At 46.9% G+C, this 18,284-nt stretch carries 15 protein-coding genes; 6 read left to right on the top strand and 9 right to left on the bottom strand.

What is annotated here, in order from left to right; genetic code table 11:
• Nucleotides 1-54: 54 nt before the first annotated feature.
• A complete protein-coding gene (locus FBF61_RS05795) occupies nt 55-711 on the bottom strand; it encodes a hypothetical protein (protein WP_138476264.1) in 657 nt (218 codons plus the stop codon).
• 73 nt (nt 712-784) lie between these two features.
• Nucleotides 785-1,354: a Crp/Fnr family transcriptional regulator gene (locus tag FBF61_RS05800; protein WP_138476265.1), complete on the bottom strand. Its 570-nt coding sequence runs from the start codon at nt 1,352-1,354 to the stop codon at nt 785-787.
• Between the two features lie 366 nt (nt 1,355-1,720).
• Here FBF61_RS05800 and FBF61_RS05805 point away from each other — a divergent pair, with 366 nt between their 5' ends.
• The 6 genes from FBF61_RS05805 to FBF61_RS05830 all read left to right on the top strand — a co-directional run bounded on the left by FBF61_RS05805 (nt 1,721) and on the right by FBF61_RS05830 (nt 7,901).
• On the top strand, nt 1,721-4,150 hold the full coding sequence (locus tag FBF61_RS05805) for an ABC transporter permease (RefSeq protein WP_138476266.1): 2,430 nt from the start codon (nt 1,721-1,723) through the stop codon (nt 4,148-4,150).
• Between the two features lie 192 nt (nt 4,151-4,342).
• Complete coding sequence (locus tag FBF61_RS05810) at nt 4,343-4,672, top strand: hypothetical protein (protein WP_138476267.1); 330 nt, start codon at nt 4,343-4,345, stop codon at nt 4,670-4,672.
• Nucleotides 4,673-4,821: 149 nt separating this feature from the next.
• Entirely contained in the window at nt 4,822-5,349 is a 528-nt protein-coding gene (locus tag FBF61_RS05815) for an RNA polymerase sigma factor (RefSeq protein ID WP_138477064.1), read from the top strand.
• On the top strand, nt 5,333-6,175 hold the full coding sequence (locus tag FBF61_RS05820; RefSeq protein WP_138476268.1) for a HEAT repeat domain-containing protein: 843 nt from the start codon (nt 5,333-5,335) through the stop codon (nt 6,173-6,175). The genes FBF61_RS05815 and FBF61_RS05820 overlap by 17 nt, the downstream gene beginning before the upstream one ends.
• A 26-nt stretch (nt 6,176-6,201) precedes the next feature.
• On the top strand, nt 6,202-7,065 hold the full coding sequence (locus FBF61_RS05825; RefSeq protein WP_138476269.1) for a DUF4097 family beta strand repeat-containing protein: 864 nt from the start codon (nt 6,202-6,204) through the stop codon (nt 7,063-7,065).
• Nucleotides 7,062-7,901: a DUF4097 family beta strand repeat-containing protein gene (locus FBF61_RS05830; protein WP_138476270.1), complete on the top strand. Its 840-nt coding sequence runs from the start codon at nt 7,062-7,064 to the stop codon at nt 7,899-7,901. Before FBF61_RS05825 ends, FBF61_RS05830 begins: the two co-directional genes overlap by 4 nt.
• Nucleotides 7,902-7,993: 92 nt before the next feature.
• Here FBF61_RS05830 and FBF61_RS05835 read toward each other — a convergent pair whose 3' ends face one another.
• From FBF61_RS05835 to FBF61_RS05865, 7 genes are all read right to left on the bottom strand, one after another.
• Nucleotides 7,994-8,428 carry a MarR family winged helix-turn-helix transcriptional regulator gene (locus FBF61_RS05835; RefSeq protein ID WP_138476271.1) on the bottom strand — a complete coding sequence of 145 codons (435 nt, stop codon included), beginning with the start codon at nt 8,426-8,428 and terminating at the stop codon, nt 7,994-7,996.
• Between the two features lie 98 nt (nt 8,429-8,526).
• A complete protein-coding gene (locus FBF61_RS05840; RefSeq protein ID WP_138476272.1) occupies nt 8,527-10,374 on the bottom strand; it encodes a chloride channel protein in 1,848 nt (615 codons plus the stop codon).
• 107 nt (nt 10,375-10,481) lie between these two features.
• A complete protein-coding gene (locus FBF61_RS05845; RefSeq protein WP_229214931.1) occupies nt 10,482-11,174 on the bottom strand; it encodes a hypothetical protein in 693 nt (230 codons plus the stop codon).
• A 188-nt stretch (nt 11,175-11,362) separates the two neighbouring features.
• Nucleotides 11,363-13,288 carry a response regulator gene (locus FBF61_RS05850; RefSeq protein ID WP_138476274.1) on the bottom strand — a complete coding sequence of 642 codons (1,926 nt, stop codon included), beginning with the start codon at nt 13,286-13,288 and terminating at the stop codon, nt 11,363-11,365.
• 12 nt (nt 13,289-13,300) lie between these two features.
• Nucleotides 13,301-13,885, bottom strand: a complete 585-nt coding sequence (locus FBF61_RS05855; protein WP_138476275.1) for a chemotaxis protein CheB — start codon at nt 13,883-13,885, stop codon at nt 13,301-13,303.
• Nucleotides 13,882-14,697 (bottom strand): CheR family methyltransferase, encoded by an 816-nt coding sequence (locus FBF61_RS05860; protein ID WP_138476276.1) that lies wholly within the window; start codon nt 14,695-14,697, stop codon nt 13,882-13,884. The genes FBF61_RS05855 and FBF61_RS05860 overlap by 4 nt, the downstream gene beginning before the upstream one ends.
• Nucleotides 14,698-14,701: 4 nt before the next feature.
• The gene (locus tag FBF61_RS05865) at nt 14,702-18,127 is read right to left on the bottom strand and encodes a hybrid sensor histidine kinase/response regulator (protein WP_138476277.1); all 3,426 of its coding nucleotides are present in this window, start codon (nt 18,125-18,127) and stop codon (nt 14,702-14,704) included.
• Nucleotides 18,128-18,284 lie beyond the last annotated feature (157 nt).

An 18,284-nucleotide genomic window follows, 5' to 3' on the forward strand; every position in this document is an offset into this window, starting at 1 on the left:
CAGATTCAATGCCGCATTCTTCGCCGCTTTCTTGAAGGCGAAGAATGCCTTTTTTTAATGCGCGACCCGGTTTTTATCTACCCAATAGGCGAGCCACAGGACAATCGCCTGCAAGACCATGAATGAAACAAACATTGCCGGAATGGAGTCGCCCGGGGGCGGACCGAATAAATTGAAAAGGTTGGCGGCAACAAAAAAAGCGACCATTACCCACAAGCTCCACTTGCCCTGGCTGTTTACCGCCCGGGTGCTTTTGGCATATAAGTAAACCCCTCCAAAGAACAGTATGCCTTCGATCAGTAGCGTAAGCGGCATGGAATTCCAGAGGCCCAGGCCTACCTTTTCGGAACCAAACAAGGTTAGTGGAAGATCGGCGGTGTGGACTATGTAATCCAGAAACCAGTGACTGAGCACTGCCAAACCAACGATTGCTGCGTCTTTGAAATCTTTTTTAAATAACCAATACAAAAAACCGACTACAACTCCCCAGAGAACTCCCATCACAAGGCTGTGCGTGTAGGGATAATGCACAAAATCGAAGGGATTCACTTCGGTGAAACCTGGAACGATCTTGACTTGCTCAATGTCCAGCAAGAGCAGTACAGGCCAGAGAATGTCCACAAACTCGACGGCCAGAAAAAGCATAACGAGCGATATTTTTGGAGCTGCTTTTTTCACTCCAAGTGCTAATCCGTAATGTCCGATAAACATAAATATGAGTTGATTAATGATGCTGCAAAGCTATCACCGGCTCATTTAAAGCCACTTGACATATATCAAGAAATCAGGAAAGTTGCTTTCTGCGTATTCTGCTGATCGTTTCGGGTGTCATGCCGAGCATGGAAGCGAGATACTGAAGCGGTACCTGATTAAAAATCTCCCGGTTATGTTCAAAGAAGAAGTTGTAGCGTTGCTCGGCAGTCATGGATAAGAGGTTGAATATGCGATCTTCCATGATCGTGAAACAGTGTGCGATGAATAATCTTTCCGTTTCCGGCCATCTGGGTATGAGCTCCCCGATCCGGTCGTAGTCCGCTTTTTCGATGGTATATAATTCCGTATCGGTCAGTGCCTGCATATTCCAGCGCCCGGGCGTGCGAAAAACGAGGCTTGCGAGGTCTGTTACAAAATAGCCTTTTGTAGAAATCCATTGCGTAACCTCCCTGTCCTCCTGCGACACAAAAATTCGCAGCATACCCGACTGGATAAAGCTGAGTTTGTTACAGATTTTCCCGGTCTGGAGGTAATAGTCACCTTTTTTGAGCGTGGATTTTCTGAACAGCTGGGCTACTTTGTAAAGATCCTCCCGTTCAAAAGCAAAGTAGGAATGCAGGTATTGTTCGAGTTCAGTCATATTAATGTGAAGTTAGCACGAAGCCGGCGCGAACGTAGACGTTCGTGACTTTTATTTTCAGGCCTCCGGCCGGTATAGTTAGCGCGAACATAATGTCGTGATCAATACTCCTAGGCCTCCGGCGGGTGAAATACTTCTCCTACGGCCGGAGGCCTTTTAATAGTCGGCATTAACCTGGAGGCTGGCGCCAGCGTGCGCGATTTCGTACAAAGATGTTCGAATCTGAACAAAGTTAAATCTAAAAACGGCCATCATGAACTAAAAAAAGGGATTTTCACTTACTGGCATATATTTTATACAAAGAACTATGCAATACCATGTACCGTCTGTTAGCCATAAAAATAAAATAGTAATCAACCTGACCTCATGTTTCAAAATTATTTCAAAACTGCCTGGCGAAACGTTGTTCGCAACCGTGTTTTTTCTGCAATCAATATCATTGGACTTGCAATGGGGCTTGCTTCTTGCATGCTCATCGGGCTATATGTACTGGACGAACTGAGCTTTGACCGGTTTCATGATAAGTCGGACCGGATCGTGCGGGTGATTTTTAAAGGTACCATGCAGGGTGGAAAAATAAATGAATCCCACGTCATGCCTCCTACTGCCGCCGCCCTCAAAGCCGACTACCCCGAGGTACTGGACGCTACCCGTATCCGTCAGGGCGGTTCGCCGCTGATCCTTATGGATGAGAAGCTTTTCACGGATGAAAATCTGGCTTTTGTTGATTCTAACTTTTTTAACGTTTTCACAGTCCCTATGATCCAGGGCAACCCAAAAACGGCTTTGCTTGAACCCCACAGTATCGTGATCTCGCGGTCAACGGCAGAGAAGTTTTTCGGAAAAACCGACCCGGTCGGAAAGCTGCTGAACTTCAAGGACTGGAAAGCTACCTACAAAGTGAATGGTGTTTTCGAAGATATTCCCGCCAATTCTCATTTCGGATATGATCTTTTGGCGTCCATGTCTACGATTCCCGATGGGCGCAGCAATTCGTGGATGATATCAGAGTTTTTTACCTATCTGGTGCTTCCGGAAGGTTACGATTACAAAAAGCTGGAAGCCAAGCTCCCGCAGACTGTCAGAAAATACATGGGTCCGCAGCTGAAACAGGCGATGGGCGTAACACTTGATGAATTCCGGAAAAAAGGAAACGATATAGCCCTCCACCTGCAGCCACTCACGGACATCCATTTGCACTCAGACTTCACATACGACCAAAATCCAAATGGTGACATTCGCTATGTCTATATTTTCGGAGCTGTGGCGGTTATTATGCTGATTATAGCCTGCATCAATTTCATGAATTTATCAACCGCCGGTTCATCCAAAAGGGCCCGTGAAGTGGGTGTAAGAAAAGTTATGGGCTCGGCTCAGGCCGAGCTGGTGTGGCAATTTCTGATCGAGTCCGTCTTATTGACATCCATCGCGTTGGTACTGGCCGCGATACTATGCCTAGTGATGCTTCCGCTTTTCAATAACCTGTCCGGAAAAAACATGGAAGTCCAGCTGAATTCAATACCGCAGCTCGTGCCTTCCTTTCTGCTGTTCGGACTTTTTGTAGGCATTTTTGCCGGAAGTTATCCGGCATTTTTCCTGTCTTCTTTCAAACCCGTAGCGGTTCTGAAAGGCGGTAACTCCATCAAATTAAGCTCTTTTGGAAAAAATATAGGGTTAAGAAGCGGACTGGTGGTCTTCCAATTCTTCATTTCTATCACGCTCATGATCGGTACCACTGTGGTGTATCAGCAGCTCAAATACATTAAAAACAAAAAGATCGGGTATGACAAAAGTCAGGTACTGGTGATACCGGCCTGGGCTTTGGGAAAAAATGAGACAGCTTTCCGCGACGAGCTGCAACGTGATTCACGGATCGAGAGGGTTAGCCTCTCGGGTTACGTACCTGCCGGCCCGTCTGCGAACAACAATTACATGGTGACCCCGGAAGACAACGTTTCACAGTTCGTAAAAACACTCAGGTACGAAGTGGACTACGACTATATACCGACTTTGGGAATGGAAATGGCGGACGGACGTAATTTTTCCAAAGATTATGGGACAGATTCCACCGGCGTGATCATTAACGAAACTGCTGCCAAAACACTGGGCTGGAAGGACAACGCATTGACAAAAAGCATTTCCCACCGCACCAATGAAGGCACCATAATAACCTATAGGGTCATCGGCGTGGTAAAAGACTTCCATTTCCGTTCGCTGCATCAGGCAATTTCCCCCCTGGTGATGACATTAAGCAAAGGCTCGGGCCATATCATCGTAAAAACAAAGACGAAGGAGATCTCCGGACTGCTGGCAAGTATGGAAAAACAATGGAACAGCTTCAAACCGGACCTGCCATTCACTTACTCTTTTCTGGACGAACGCTTCAACGAAGTTTACAAAGCAGAACAGAAAACAGGACAGATACTGGGCGTATTTGCTGGTCTGACCATATTCGTCGGCTGTCTGGGATTATTTGGCCTGGCCACTTTTACGGCTGAACAACGTACCAGGGAAATCGGTGTCAGAAAGGTACTTGGCGCCTCGGTGGCGGGGATCGTTGCATTGCTTTCAAGAGATTTTCTAAAACTCATCGCTGTCGCGATAGTCATTGCATTGCCCGTGGCCTGGTGGATGATGAACCGCTGGTTGCAGGATTTTGCCTACAAAATTGATATTGCCTGGTGGATGTTTGCCGGCGCGGCAGTGGTTTCAGTTATCGTTGCCCTGTTGACCATATCTTATCAATCCATTAAAGCGGCATTGATGAATCCTGTTAAATCCCTGCGTTCCGAGTAATTTTATTGCAGGATATGTGCATCTTTACATCCATTAAAAGAGTAAATACACACACACAACGCTATGAATACACGCTTTTCACAGAAGCGCAATTTTCTCCGTCAACCGGGTTATGCATTTCCTTTCGGGGGAAGAGCGGGCCCGGTTTTCTTTTTTTCAATTCACACAACTATTTTACAAAACACTACAATTATGGCTAAGCGTCACTTTGATCTCGAAAGTTTCAAAAGAAGAATGGCTGACAAGTCTGTCCCTGCCCTCAACTACACCCAGGATGGCCGCTCTGGTACTGTACACTACTCAAACGATGCGGATTCACTGAGCTTTGAGTGGGAGTTTGGCGGGCGTCATGCGGTGGCAATTATCTTGATCCCGGAAGAACAATATTGGGAAGCGCAGACCAACACGCCGTTGCATATGCGGCAGGAGATTCTGGTTGCACTCGGAAGACGGATTGCTGCCGACAAAGTAAAGAATGGTACCTTCTCGATCGACGCCAATTCTATCAGTATACGGGTTTGATTTGGTCTGGCAGCTATGAAATGATAGTTGCCGGGTTATCTCCAAATATTTTTTAAATTCCTGTAACCTTTTCCAATCCCGGGAGTTTCCACTATAAGATCAACAAAAAACGGCCTGACTGTTTGAACTCACTGACAGATAATTCGCTGATGCTCCGGGTGAAAGCCGGTGATATGGACAAAATGGGGCTGCTTTTTGAGCGGCACCACCGGGCTTTGTTCGGATTTTTTTACCATATGACGCACCAGAAAAATACCAGTGAAGATCTGGTCCAGAATGTATTTTACCGTATGCTGAAATACCGGCAGACGTTTACAGGTGAAGGTGAATTCAGGACGTGGATGTACCATCTGGCAAGAAACGTCCTGCATGATTCGGTAAAACAGAACAAGACACTTCATCACTATGACGTAAACGAAATGGCCGACCATCTGGCCGGCGGGGCATTGGCTGATGAGGGTTTTGAAAAACAGCAGGACGCTGAACAGCTGCATAAAGCAATGGAAACATTGAGCAGCGAACACCGGGAGGTACTGGTTTTGAGCCGCTTTCAGGAGCTGAAATACGACGAGATAGCGAATGCGCTGAACATTACGGAAGGAACGGTGAAAGTACGCGTCCACAGGGCGCTGGGGGAATTGAAAAAAATGTTTGTAAAAAATGAAAGCCGCAGATAATGATATGAATTGCGAAAATATAAAAGGGCAACTGACCGATTGGCTCAATCATAATCTGACCACTACGGACCGCTCTGAGGTTGAAAAACACCTGATCCACTGCCTGCATTGTCAGGAAGAATTTGCGGCCAGCAGGCAGGTTTGGGAGGCTATGGGTCAAATGAAGGTCCCGGAACCAAGTCAGGAAATGCGGGTTCAGTTTCATGCGATGCTGGACACTTTCAAAGCGTCCGAAAAAGCGGGTCACCGGTTTTCTTTTGAAAACCTATTGGGGAAAATAAAAAGTTTTGCGTTGCCACAATGGAGCATTCAGCTTGCTTTCAGCCTTTTGCTGGTGGCACTTGGCTGGGTGATCGGGAGCAAAACCAGCCGGCCCAAAATTGAAGCAAGTACCTATGAACAGCAAATAGACATGCTTGCAGGACAAGTCCAGGAGATGAAAAGCACGATGATGCTCTCCCTGATCGAAAATCCCTCGGCAACTGAAAGGCTGCGGGCGGTGGGGTATACCAGTGAAATAACCGACGCAGACGAACGTGTCATAGAGGCTTTGTTTGCCACACTCAATAATGACCCGAATGTCAATGTGAGGTTGGTAACGCTGGAAGCGCTGACCCAGTTTGCCAAAAACCCGGCTGTGCGTGAAGGGCTGGTAAAATCGCTGGCCATACAGGACTCTCCGATGGTGCAGGTTGCCCTTGCGGATGTAATGGTCAAAATGCAGGAAAAAGGCTCTGTAAAGGCATTGCAATCGCTACTTCGAAAGGAAGATCTCAATGATCTTGTGAAAAATAAAATCGAGCAGTCGATCAAGGATTTATCTTAAACCATCATCTCAATTTTTTATACGCCATGAAATATTTTGCGATCCCCCTGCTGGCGGGAGCAGTGTTCTGCTGTGCCCAGGCCCCGGCCCAAAAGCTTGAATTCCAGGAACATATAAGTAAAGAATTCACCATTTCCCAGAGTGCTTCCGCCAGTACGTTGGCGATTTATAACATCAATGGCTATATCAAAGTGGAAGGATATGACGGCAACAAAGTGGTGTTGGAAATCGACAAAACGATCACTGCCAAAGACGAAGCTAACCTTCAAAAAGGAAAAGCGGAATTTAAACTGGAATACGACGAAAAGGCTGACAGCATCACGGCCTACATTTCAGAGCCTTTCGATTCTCGTCCGAACCGTAACTGGAAGGAAAGAAATGAAAGGAAAGTAGAATACCATTTCGAGCTCAATTATACTGTGAAAGTCCCCTACTCGCTTAATCTACATGTTTCTACCGTCAATGGCGGCAATGTGGAAGTCAGCAATGTGACCGGTGCGCTGGACGTCTCCAATGTAAATGGCGCGGTAAAAATTGTCAATGCCAAAGGAAAAACAGTTGCCAGAACGATCAATGGTAATGTAGAGGCCAATTACGTTGCGCTACCTCCCGGTGAATCGGATTATAAAACGCTCAACGGCGATATCAAGATCAGCTACCCCGCGACGCTTTCGGCAGATTGTCAGTTCAAAAGCTTCAACGGCGATTTTTACACAGACTTCCCGAACGCCGAGTCGCTGCCCCCGAAAGTCGTCAAGAACGCGGAAAACCAGGATAGCAAAACGGTTTACAAGCTCAATACCGAAACCATGATCCGCTTCGGAAATGGTGGCAAGACTTTCAAATTTGAAACATTTAACGGTAACATTTATATTAAAAAACAATCATGAAAACGCATTCCATTAAGATTCTCTTCATAGCATTTGTCCTGGTTACAAGTCCAATCCCTGCGTGGGCTCAAAATGAGACCAGGGAGCAGCTTACAATCCCCCTTACAGACCCCGGCAAACCGGGCTCACTGGAAGTCGGCCTTATTAACGGGAGCATCAGGGTGACAGGTTATACCGGAAATCAGGTCGTGATAGATGCTTCGACGAAAGCGCCTGAGAAAAACAGGAAGGAAAAGCCTGACGAAAATGCCGGCGGCATGAGAAAACTCTCGGCACCTTCCAGGGGTATCGATCTCACCGGGACAGAAGAAAAAAATCACGTTTCAATCAGTTCCAAAAAAGTTAATTCCCATCTGGATCTGGAGATTAAAGTGCCCCCGACCTTTTCGCTTAAAGTAAGCACGATCAACAACGGCGATATCGTGATTGAAAACGTAAACGGCGAAATGGAGATCACGAACGTGAACGGGCTGATCACCATGACCAATGTTTCGGGATCAGCGGTTGCGAATACGATCAACGGGACGCTTAAAGCGAATTTTAAAAGTATAAACCCCGAGTCCCCGATGGCGTTCTCGACGTTGAACGGAAACATTGATGTGACTTTTCCGGCAAGCGCGAAATTCGACGTAAAACTGAAATCAGACAGGGGGGAAATTTATAGCGATTTTGACGTGGACGTCGATAATACGCAGCCAAAGGCAGTCCGTACCAGCAAGGAAGGCATGTACAAAGTCAGCGTGGAAGACTGGGTCAAAGGTAAAATAAACGGCGGCGGAAAGGAGATTATGATGAAGAATATGAATGGCAATATCTATGTGCGGAAAGCGAAATAAAAAGCTTCATTTTTGAAGAACTCCCGGGTTGCAATACGGCAATCCGGGAGTTCTGATTTTCGTACAGAAAAATAACTTTTCCGCGACGGCCGCTATTCAATTGTCCCGCCCAGCTCTACCATCACCCGGGCTACATCATCCAGCTTTTTTGTCTTCACCGTCGCCAGGATCTGCTCCGAAGTAGCCTCGGCAGTAGCTGTCGCATCGACAAGTATCCGCTTGCCTGCAGGAGCCAGTTTTACATAGCTCACACGTGCATCCCGGCTATTTGCTTCCCGCCTCACCAAGCCCAGTTTTTCGAGCGGTGAGAGCATTCTGGTGATCCCGGAAGCCGTCAGCCCGATCTTCTCAGCAAGATCGATCCTGCGCAGTTTTTCGTCGGGCGCCTCTCCAAGATGGAATAAAATCATGAATTCATTGAGGCTGACACCATGGCTTGCCAGCCGGGAATCAAAGCGTTTGAAGGTCAGCGCCTGGACGGTAGTGAGGTTAAGAAACAGCTTTAAAGATTGAGATATAGTTGACATACGATTGACAAATTGTTGATATATATTTGAGTAATCAAGTATATTGCAAATATAAAACCTATTTGAATGATTCCTAATGCACAAAATGAAAAAAATAATTATCCGGAATGCGCGCGCAACAGCTGCCGATAGCTGTTCAGCACGCCTGATTTGGAAATGAAGCCGATAAATTCACCCGACACTTTTACGACCGGTAAGTTCCATGCTCCGGTTTCGTCGAACTTCTTTACCACGCTTACCACGCTGTCAAAATCACTGATGACCACGGAAGGTTTTTTCATGAGATTCTCCACCGTCAGAAATTCGTAGGCATCCGGATTAAAAAGTAAAGGGCGTACATCTTCCAGGGAGATAATGCCCACCAGTCTGAGGTTTTCGTCCACGACTGAAATCATATTTCTTTTGCCTGTACGCAAAGCATCGGCCAGCTCTTCGGATGATGCACCCACCTTGATCACCTGCACATCTTTATCAATAAGATCGAGGATATCGAGCAGCGAAAGCAGGTTGCGGTCGTGCTCCTTTGTGAAGATCTGCCCCTGGTCCGCGAGTTTCTGCAAGTCAGGAGAAATAGGAGAAAACCATTTTGCCATCAAAAAAGATGTGACGGAAACGATCATGAGCGGAACAAACAGATCGTAACCGGAGGTGGATTCTGCAATCAGGAAAATGGCTGTCAGCGGCGCGTACAAAACCCCGCTCATTACCCCGGCCATACCGACAATCACCAGGTTATTGACCGGCACATCTGCTATGCCGAAACGAAGACAAAGCAGCGCAAAAACATAGCCCAGCGTTCCGCCGGCAAAGAGAGAAGGAGCGAAATTCCCACCGTTGCCGCCGCTGAAAATCGTGATCGAAGCTGAGAATGCTTTCAGCAGACATATCAGTGCAACAAACACCACCACTACCCACTCATGGTATCCTATAAAACGAAAAAAGCTGTTCTCGATCACCGGCAGGATCTCGCCGTTTGTCAGCGCTTTAATCGTGTCATACCCTTCTCCGAAAAGTGGCGGGTAAAGTACACATAAGACAGAGAGTATTGCCCCGCCGAGCATCGCCTTTCTGATCCTTGTGATCTTTAATCCATGAAAAAACTGATCGATATATTTGGCGATGAGCACAAAGTATCTGGCATACAAACCGCACAAAATACCCAGCACCAGGTAGTAAAGAATGTTGTGGTAATCGAACGGATTGCGTGTTTTAAACTGAAAAAGAACATCTTCCTGCAGGAGGATCTTGGATACAAGACTCCCACAGACGGCAGCGACTACGAGCGGAATGAAATCTGTAAACACTACGCCTGTAAGCAGTATTTCAAATGCAAACATCATCCCGGCTATGGGCGCATTGAAAGCAGAAGCAATGCCGGCAGTTGCCCCGGCAGCGAGCAGCAATGTGCGTTCGCGGTAGTCGAGCTTGTAGGTTTGCGCAAAGTTCGAGCCGATTGCAGCCCCGGTAACAGCAATGGGACTTTCCAGACCGGCCGAGCCTCCTAAGCCCACCGTGATGGCACTTTGCACAATCTGGGAGTACATTTTTACCGAAGAAACAACACTCGAATTTCGGGCGATTTCATACAGAATAACTGAAATGCCTTTTTTATCCTGGCCTTTGAAAAAGAACAGAACGACCAGCGTAGTGATCACGATCCCCAGAAAGGGAAACAGAATATAAAAGAAAACCTGCTCTTCGAAGTGTACTTTATATGTAATAATGTAGTGGATGTAATGTACCAGAGATTTGAGGACTACCCCGGCAAGACCACAGGTGATACCCACCAAAACCCCGGAAAGAATCAAAAACTGAGTACGGCTGAGCACATTTTTCAGCCAGAACAGAACGATCTCGTAGCTTCTGGCCTTGCTGAGACTGAACCGGGTGAAATCCCGGCGAAACTTTAAAAAGTTGTATAATTTTTTAACCGTGCCTTTATTCACATGCAATCGTTTTGGAGATCAGAACCGGACGCCGAAATTACAGCAAATAGTATTCCATAACGGGAAGTCATAAAAAAACCCGCCGTTTTTTACGGCGGGTTCCAAAATCAGTTGGCCCTTGCAAGCTGGACTTCCAGCCTGATATCGACATTTCGGTCGCTGTTGTCATAGCGGGAACCGTAGCCGCCCGTTCCAATCCCCACTCCCATGCCGCTGCCCATTCCTATACCTCCGCCGAGGCCGATCCCTATCCTCGGACTGAAACCAGACTGAGACGATTGACCTTCTATTTTGATATTGATACCGAGCATTGAATTCTCTTTCGTATTAACACCCATCAGACTGAACGGAATCGCTATCTGCTCAGAAAGTTCTCCGTCCTTATCCATGGAAATATGTGATTTGATACTTCCGTCCGCGGCTACGAGATTGATAAAACGCTGGCCTTGTTTGTCTTTCCACAATGCTTCTTTGTTGTAAGAATCCAGGAGAAGCCCCAGGCCCAGGCTGTTCGGGAGATCCGTTTCAATGCGTTTAAGTGCTTTTCTGTCCTCCTTCATGATCACTGGAAAAAGAAGCGAGTATCCCTCTTTTTTCTGACCTTCCGGGCTAAATGATATCTTCAGCCCACTTCCCAGAATTTTCTGGATGGTATTCGGATCTTTGGTTTTCAGCGTGATGTAAACGTAATGTTCATCATTGATAATCCCGTACCTCAATCTCGATTTCTGATCCTGTTGATCGGGCTTGATCTCTTCTACGTAAGAAAACGGTGCATTCCATTTTGATTCGTAGGGCATTGTTTTCGTCGAACTGCATGCAGCGAGGGTTGCTAACAGAAGTAAAGACCAACTGTTTCCTATATTTTTCATTTTACTGATTTGAGCGATTATGATTACTTTTTTATAAACGAAATCCTGTAGTAATCATTACGACAAACGGGAATAAATAGTTGCAAACTAATCAGTCTGCCGGTGTCAGACCGTTTTCAGACGGCAAGCTTGTTCACCAGAAAATCGATTTTTGCATGCAGCTTTTCGGGCTCAAAAGGTTTGGACAAAGTATCGTTCATTCCGGAGCTCAGGGCCTGGTCCACTTCCTCCGGCAAAACAGTTGCAGAAAGCGACAGAATAGGCGTGACGATACCAAGTTTCTGGCGTGCGTAGCGGGCAGTCTCGAAGCCGTCCATTTCAGGCATGCGGGTGTCGAGGATGATGAGGTCAAAACTTCTTTCACGCAGCACATCAATGGCTTCCTTGCCATTGACCGTCATGATCGGTACCAGCTTCCAGGAAGTGAGATACTTTTTGAGAAGCAAGGCATTGATGGGATTATCCTCGGCTACAAGGACCGTTTTTCCCGTAAAAGGAGGCAGGTCCTGAAATGCGATCGCAGGCTTTATTTCCCCGGTTTTTTCGTTCGCGTCTTTTAAGATCAGGGTAAAGAAAAATTCACTCCCATGGTTATACCTGCTGTTAACTTCAAGTTCCCCTCCCATGAGCCTGACGAGTTTTTGGGAAATTGTCAGGCCTAATCCGGTACCTCCGTACTGGTAAGAAGTATTTTCAGATGCCTGCCCATACTCGGAAAATATGTTCGCGATATGATCCTCAGACATCCCTATTCCGGTATCTTCCACAATGAATTTGATCTTATGTATGGAATCCTCCGTGGAAATCTTCTCCATCCGCAACTTCACATTTCCTGAATCGGTGAATTTCAGGGCATTTCCCACCAGGTTCAGCAGGATCTGATTCAGCCGCATACCGTCGGCCATAACGCAGTCCGGGATCGAATCCGGTATGAAGAGTTTGAGATCAAGTTTTTTTTCATCAGCTTTAAACTTCATCAAATCTATGATACCCTTTCCCAGAACTCTGAGATCGGTAGACGTGGGGAGAATAGAGAATTTGCCCACGTCGATTTTCGAGATATCCAGAATGTCGTTCAGGATGTTCAGTAGTGATCCCGACGACTGCCGCAGCATATTGAGCAGTTCCCGTTGGGGCTGGTCGAGATTGGTGGCTGCGAGCAGGTTGCCGATCCCGATAATACCGTTCAAAGGCGTCCTGATCTCGTGGCTCATATTGGCAAGAAAAGATTCCTTTACTTTTCTTGCTTTCTCGGCCAGGCTTTGTGCGTCAATCAATGCACGTTCGTGGGCCTTTCTTTTTTCCACATCATGCAGGTTCACGAAAAGCAGCCTGTTTTTATACATGATCCGCAGTTCCAGCCACACTGGCTGGCGTAACCTTCCATAAAACTGGTCCTCGACCACGATCGTCTCACCACCGAAGTAAGTCCTTTTTACCAACACTTCCCGCAGGCCGGAATTGTGCGGTTCTACCAGCAAGTCCAGGATACTGATCCCCAGCAAAGCCGAAACAGTTGTACCAAGTATTGTTTCGACCGAAGGGTTCACCGAAATGATATTACCCGTTTCCGGTTCGACCGTTGCTATGATATCCGGGGAATTGAGGACAATGGTCGCAAAGTTTTCGAGCTGCTTGTTTTTATCCCTGATCTCTTTCTGGCTGCGGGCAAGGCGTATGAGTGAATCCACTTTGGCATTGGTAATATAAGGGTCAAGGGGTTTGTAGAGATAATCAATAGCCCCGGTTTTCAGGCCCCGCACAGCATAGGAAGTCTCTTTGGAAATAGCGGTCACGAAGACGATCAGGATTTCCTTCGTTTTGGGGTTGGACAGTAATGTTTCAGCGAATTCAAATCCATCCATTCCCGGCATCTGGACATCCACCAATGCTACGGCAATGTCGTTTTCCCATACCATTCTCAATGCTTCGTTGGTGGAGGTAGTCGTGAATATCTCAATGTCATCCCTGTTCAGAATTGCTTTCAGGGAAAGCAGGTTTTCTTCCCGGTCGTCCAGCAGCAGAATTTTTGTATTTGTCATGGGTTATTACAGCTAATAGAAAAGTATATCGTTAATCTCTTTCAAATAGTTTTTTTTACGGAGTACCTGGTGCCGGTCACATATCGCCAACGCTTCGTCGGGCATTCGCCTGGACTCGGCAAAAGCCGGATCCTGGACATAGGTCGGGAACCCTTTCTCTTCGAGCAACTTCATCCCGGAAGCACCGTCGGCGCTGGACCCCGAAAACAGCATGGCAGCCTTTACGGGAATCCCGGAAACCGCTGCCGAGATAAAAGTTGCGTCTATCGAAGGCCGGGAAAAGAAATCTTTACCCGAGCAGTCGTAGTAGAAATGCCGGTCCGGCCCGATGAGCAAATGATAATCCGGAAAAGCGAAATAAATGTGATTGGTTTCGATAGGTTCCAGATGGTAAGGTTCTTTCATCGGTACCTGCGTTTTTGATTTAAACAAATCGGGCAGCGACGCCGAGCTCTTCTTCCCCCTGTGAAGGACGAATATCATGGAAAAAGACAAAGGGCCGGTCAGCATTTTCAAAATATCCTCAAAGATGGTAAAACTCCCCGAAGACCCGCCGATCAAAACCAGCCTGAGCGATGCATCGCTGGCGCTTTTCATTTGATTTTCTGATAAATGTTCAGTTTCTTATCAATAATCCTGAAATTTTCCTCCACCCCGGAGTATCGAAGGGTTTCGCGCTTACCGAGACACAGGAACCCGAATATGCTCAGACTGTTATATAGCAGCCTGAAAACCCTCTGACGCTGCTCTACCGTGAAATATATCATCACGTTCCGGCAGCTGACAAGCTGAAACTCATTGAACACACCATCGCCCGTAAGGTCATGCAATGAAAAAACGATGTTCTTCCGCAATTCGGGAGAAATGAAAGCTTTGTCATACGCTACATGATAATAATCCGAAAACGAGTATCTACCCGCTGCCAGCAGATAATTTTCCGAAAAGGTCTTGACATTGGACAAAGTGAAAACACCCTCGCGCGCTGCCGAAAGCACCTTATTGTTCAGATCGGTGGCATAGATCAGCGACTTGTCCGAAAACCCTGCCTCCCGCAGTAACACAGCCATTGAAAACGCCTCCTCGCCCGAAGCACAGCCTGCCACCCAAACCCTGATTGCCGGATAGGATTCGAGATAAGAAAACACTTCCGACCTCAATGCAATGAAAAAGTCCGGATCACGGAACATTTCGGAATAATTGACTGTAAGTTCCTGGATCAGATCGTATACTTCCTTGCCCCCCTGCTCTATATGGAACAATAATCCGCTCAGGTCCAATGATTTGTTAGTCAGGTAACGGCTGGCTCTTCTCAGCAGGGACGGACGTGCATAACCTGAAAAATCGAATCCCGATGTTTCCCGGATACGAACGATCAGCAATTCCAGATCTGAATATTCGATTGTAATCATGAGTCTACGCTTGTAACCAAACTTTAATCAGGGAAAGCAGCTTGTCCACATCCACAGGTTTTGATATATAATCATTCGCGCCCGCTGCCAGGCACTGTTCCCTGTCGCCCTGCATCGCCTTCGCAGTGACCGCGATGATAGGCAGGTTGGCCCATTTGCTGTTTTGCCTGATGATTTTTGTCGCTTCTATCCCGTCCATTTCAGGCATCATCACATCCATAAGCACCAGTTCGATACCGGGAACTTCCGCCAGTTTTTCTATGGCTTCTCTACCATTTGTAGCAATCTCAATCGTAAAACCAGCTTCTTCCAGCACTGCGCTGAGTGCAAATATGTTCCGCATGTCATCGTCAGCTACCAGTATTTTTTTACCGATAAAAGCCTTGTCTGCGTTGACGATAGCATTACTGAAAGATTCCTTCACCGGCTCAGGTTGGACAGATTTGGGCTGGATCTTTCTTAAAAACAATTTCACTTCGTCCAGCAACCGTTCATTGGACTTGCGGGTTTTCATGACAATCGGATGTGCATATTTCATTACCCGGCTCAGGTCCGCCTGGCTCAGGTCCTCGGCTGTGTTGACCACTACCGGTATCGATTTCCAGCCGGGATTTTCCTTGATCTGATCAAGAAGATCCAGCCCGTTCATGTCTGCCAGCCTGATATCCAGGATGATACCATGCACCAGTTCATGAGTGAGAATTGAAAGTGCCTCCTCTGCCGAGTAGGCGTACAGGACAAAAATGTTGTTCGAGGCTAAAAAATCGCCGAGATATTTACTCTGATAAGTATCGTCTTCCACAAGCAGTATCCGCTGCTTGTCAAGGTCTTTGCCTTCCAGTTTTAGCAGGCTGAAAATATGCTCTGCCGATTTCTTATCCACTGGTTTTTGCATAAAGCCGATAGCCCCGTTTTTCAAATGATCGGCATCGAAATGATCTCCGGCGGACACAGTATGGACCGGGATCAATCTTGTTGTCGGGTCTGATTTAAGTTTTTTTAGAACCTCTTCACCAGACATGTCCGGCAGATGCATATCCAGGATAATGGCGGTCGGATTGAATGTGGCGGCCAGTTCCAAGGCTGTCCTGCCATCTTCCGCGATCATTACTTCGAATCCGCTGCTCTTCGCTTTGGTAAGCATATCGGCAGCAAAAATCGGATCATCCTCAATCAGCAGCAATCTCTCTTCTCTTGTAGGAAGAACGACGCCTTTTTCACTCGCAGGTTCTTTTCGCAAATTGGCAGTCTCAACTTGAGAGGTAACTTCGGTTACGGCAGTCTCCTGGTCCCGAACGGGTATTTTCAGTGTGAACACTGATCCCACTCCGGCCTCACTTTTTAAAGAAATACTTCCTCCGAACAACTGGGCCAGTTCGCGGCTGATCGATAGCCCCAATCCTGTGCCGCCGAATTTCCGGCTTGTGGAGCCGTCCGCCTGCTGGAATGCTTCAAAAATGGCCTGCTGCTTTTCTAATGGAATCCCAATACCCGTATCCGAAACTTCGAAATGCAGCATTCCGGACTCCTGGCTCATGGTCAGTGAAACCGTACCGTGCGCAGAAGTGAATTTGATGGCGTTCGACAGGAGATTGCGCAGTATCTGCAGAAGTCGGGTGTGGTCTATATATAGGGATTCGGGGCAAGAAGAGGCTTTTTCTATCTTTAAATTCAGCGACTTGTTCTCTGCTACCTTCTGGAAAGTATTGCGTATTTCGGATAAGATCAGCTCCGTTTTGACATTCTCATGCATCAGCTCCACTTTTCCTGCCTCCACCTTTGCCAGATCAAGGATATCATTGATCAGCGTCAGCAAGTCATTTCCTGAGTTGTAAATAACCGATGCATATTTCGCCTCTTCCTCATTCAGTCTTGCCCCCTTGTTTTCACCGAGTATCCGGGACAAAATCAGGATGCTGTTGAGCGGTGTGCGTAGTTCATGGCTCATATTGGCCAGAAACTCACTTTTGAATTTCCCGCTTCTTTCAAGTTCGTCGGCTTTCAGCTGAACCTGGTCTCTGGCTTCTTCAATCGTATTTTTCTGTTCTTCAAGCAAAACTGCCTTCTCTTCCAGCTCGGTATTGATCTGTTTGAGCTCCTCCTGCTGCACCCGAAGTTCTTCCTCGGAAACCTGAAGCAATGATGTCTGGCGTGTAAGTTCTTCATTGGTTACCCGCAACTCCTCCTGCTGGGTTTCCAGTTCTTCGGCCTGGAGCTGGGTTTTTTCCAGGAGCTCATTCGTTACCTGCCGCGCGTGCGCAGCAGCAATCGCCACCGCAACGTTATCCGAAACCATCTCCAGAAGCTTCACGATCCTTGATCCCGGCTCCCTTAAAAAGCCGATCTCGATAACCGCAACCACCGAACCCTCAAAAGCGATCGACTTCAAAAAAACAACCCCGCCCGGGTTGCTTCCGGTGGCTGTTTTAATCCTGAAATAATTTTCAGAAACTTCGAGTCTTTTAAAACTGGTATTATCCTTAGCCATCTGCCCTAATAACCCCTCGCCCATCATGATGTTCCTTGGCACCGATTGTGCGTCAGGGATCCCGTACGAAACCGCCAGTTCAAGACTGCCATGATCTCTGCTTGTCAAATACATCGCTGCCACCAGGGAATCCGTCACTTCCACCAGACGGTGCAGAAACCGTTTTGCCAGCTCCAACTGCGTCGGCTCTCCTCTGATAGCGACCGAAACTTCCACTGCGGCATTAAGGATCCAATTCTTTTCATGGTCTTCCAGAGAAAGTTCTTCCAGCCGCTTGTTAGCATTAAGCGTCTCTTTTTCAGATGCTTTCTGGGCGAGATATGTTCTCCGGATAAAGTAGTACAACAAAAATATCACCAGAAAAAAGGTCGATGTACCTCCAAGAATAAACTGCTTGGCACGTGTAGCGCTCGTCAAAGCATCCCTTTCCCTTTCCGCCAGGAGTGCCTCCTCAACATTTTCTATTTTTTTGAAATTCAATTCAACCTGCGACGACAAACTCCTGCCCTTCATCAGCAGCAAACGTATGCTGTCGAGTGAATAATTCTTTGTCTTAGCCAACTCATACTGCTGCTCCATAATGTCAAGACGAGCGTGAATCACAGAGGCGAGGGTGTCAACACGTTTAGCTTGCTCCGCATTGTCCGAGACAAGTTTCCGCATTGCTTCCAGCTGGATTGGCAGGCTTTCAGAAGCCTCGCGATAAGCCTTTTCATAAAAAGAATTGTTGGCCAGAATGAATCCGCGGACGTTGGCCTCAGATTTCAGAAGGACACCCCGCACAGCCGACGATGTGCTGATCACTTCCCGGGTATGGTCAACCCATTCAGCATTTTGCTGCTGTAACTTGATTGCGTTGTAAGAAGAAAGCCCAACTACGAAAACTAAAACAATTGAAAACGCAATTCCGACCAGAACCTGATGCTGAAACGATAGACGCATAAATTTGACAGTGACAATAAAAAATCTTGCAGTCAGTAAATTTTTTGTGAATATCTGGAAAAAAAAATCAATTCAGGTCAAAAAACAGCATACTAGCGAAGTATTTTGTCATTTTTTTTCGTAGACTAAAAGAAATTATTTCTACAAACGAAGATAT

This window comes from Dyadobacter bucti, from assembly GCF_005869225.1.
In the GTDB taxonomy this organism is placed as follows: Bacteria; Bacteroidota; Bacteroidia; order Cytophagales; family Spirosomataceae; genus Dyadobacter; species Dyadobacter bucti.

What these genes read in the sequence shown, in the direction of transcription:
- FBF61_RS05795 (WP_138476264.1), bottom strand. Translation starts at nt 711, where the DNA reads ATGTTTATCGGACATTACGGATTAGCACTTGGAGTGAAAAAAGCAGCT.
- FBF61_RS05800 (WP_138476265.1), bottom strand. Translation starts at nt 1,354, where the DNA reads ATGACTGAACTCGAACAATACCTGCATTCCTACTTTGCTTTTGAACGG.
- FBF61_RS05805 (WP_138476266.1), top strand. Translation starts at nt 1,721, where the DNA reads ATGTTTCAAAATTATTTCAAAACTGCCTGGCGAAACGTTGTTCGCAAC.
- FBF61_RS05810 (WP_138476267.1), top strand. Translation starts at nt 4,343, where the DNA reads ATGGCTAAGCGTCACTTTGATCTCGAAAGTTTCAAAAGAAGAATGGCT.
- FBF61_RS05815 (WP_138477064.1), top strand. Translation starts at nt 4,822, where the DNA reads ATGCTCCGGGTGAAAGCCGGTGATATGGACAAAATGGGGCTGCTTTTT.
- FBF61_RS05820 (WP_138476268.1), top strand. Translation starts at nt 5,333, where the DNA reads ATGAAAGCCGCAGATAATGATATGAATTGCGAAAATATAAAAGGGCAA.
- FBF61_RS05825 (WP_138476269.1), top strand. Translation starts at nt 6,202, where the DNA reads ATGAAATATTTTGCGATCCCCCTGCTGGCGGGAGCAGTGTTCTGCTGT.
- FBF61_RS05830 (WP_138476270.1), top strand. Translation starts at nt 7,062, where the DNA reads ATGAAAACGCATTCCATTAAGATTCTCTTCATAGCATTTGTCCTGGTT.
- FBF61_RS05835 (WP_138476271.1), bottom strand. Translation starts at nt 8,428, where the DNA reads ATGTCAACTATATCTCAATCTTTAAAGCTGTTTCTTAACCTCACTACC.
- FBF61_RS05845 (WP_229214931.1), bottom strand. Translation starts at nt 11,174, where the DNA reads ATGCCCTACGAATCAAAATGGAATGCACCGTTTTCTTACGTAGAAGAG.
- FBF61_RS05850 (WP_138476274.1), bottom strand. Translation starts at nt 13,288, where the DNA reads ATGACAAATACAAAAATTCTGCTGCTGGACGACCGGGAAGAAAACCTG.
- FBF61_RS05855 (WP_138476275.1), bottom strand. Translation starts at nt 13,885, where the DNA reads ATGAAAAGCGCCAGCGATGCATCGCTCAGGCTGGTTTTGATCGGCGGG.
- FBF61_RS05860 (WP_138476276.1), bottom strand. Translation starts at nt 14,697, where the DNA reads ATGATTACAATCGAATATTCAGATCTGGAATTGCTGATCGTTCGTATC.
- FBF61_RS05865 (WP_138476277.1), bottom strand. Translation starts at nt 18,127, where the DNA reads ATGCGTCTATCGTTTCAGCATCAGGTTCTGGTCGGAATTGCGTTTTCA.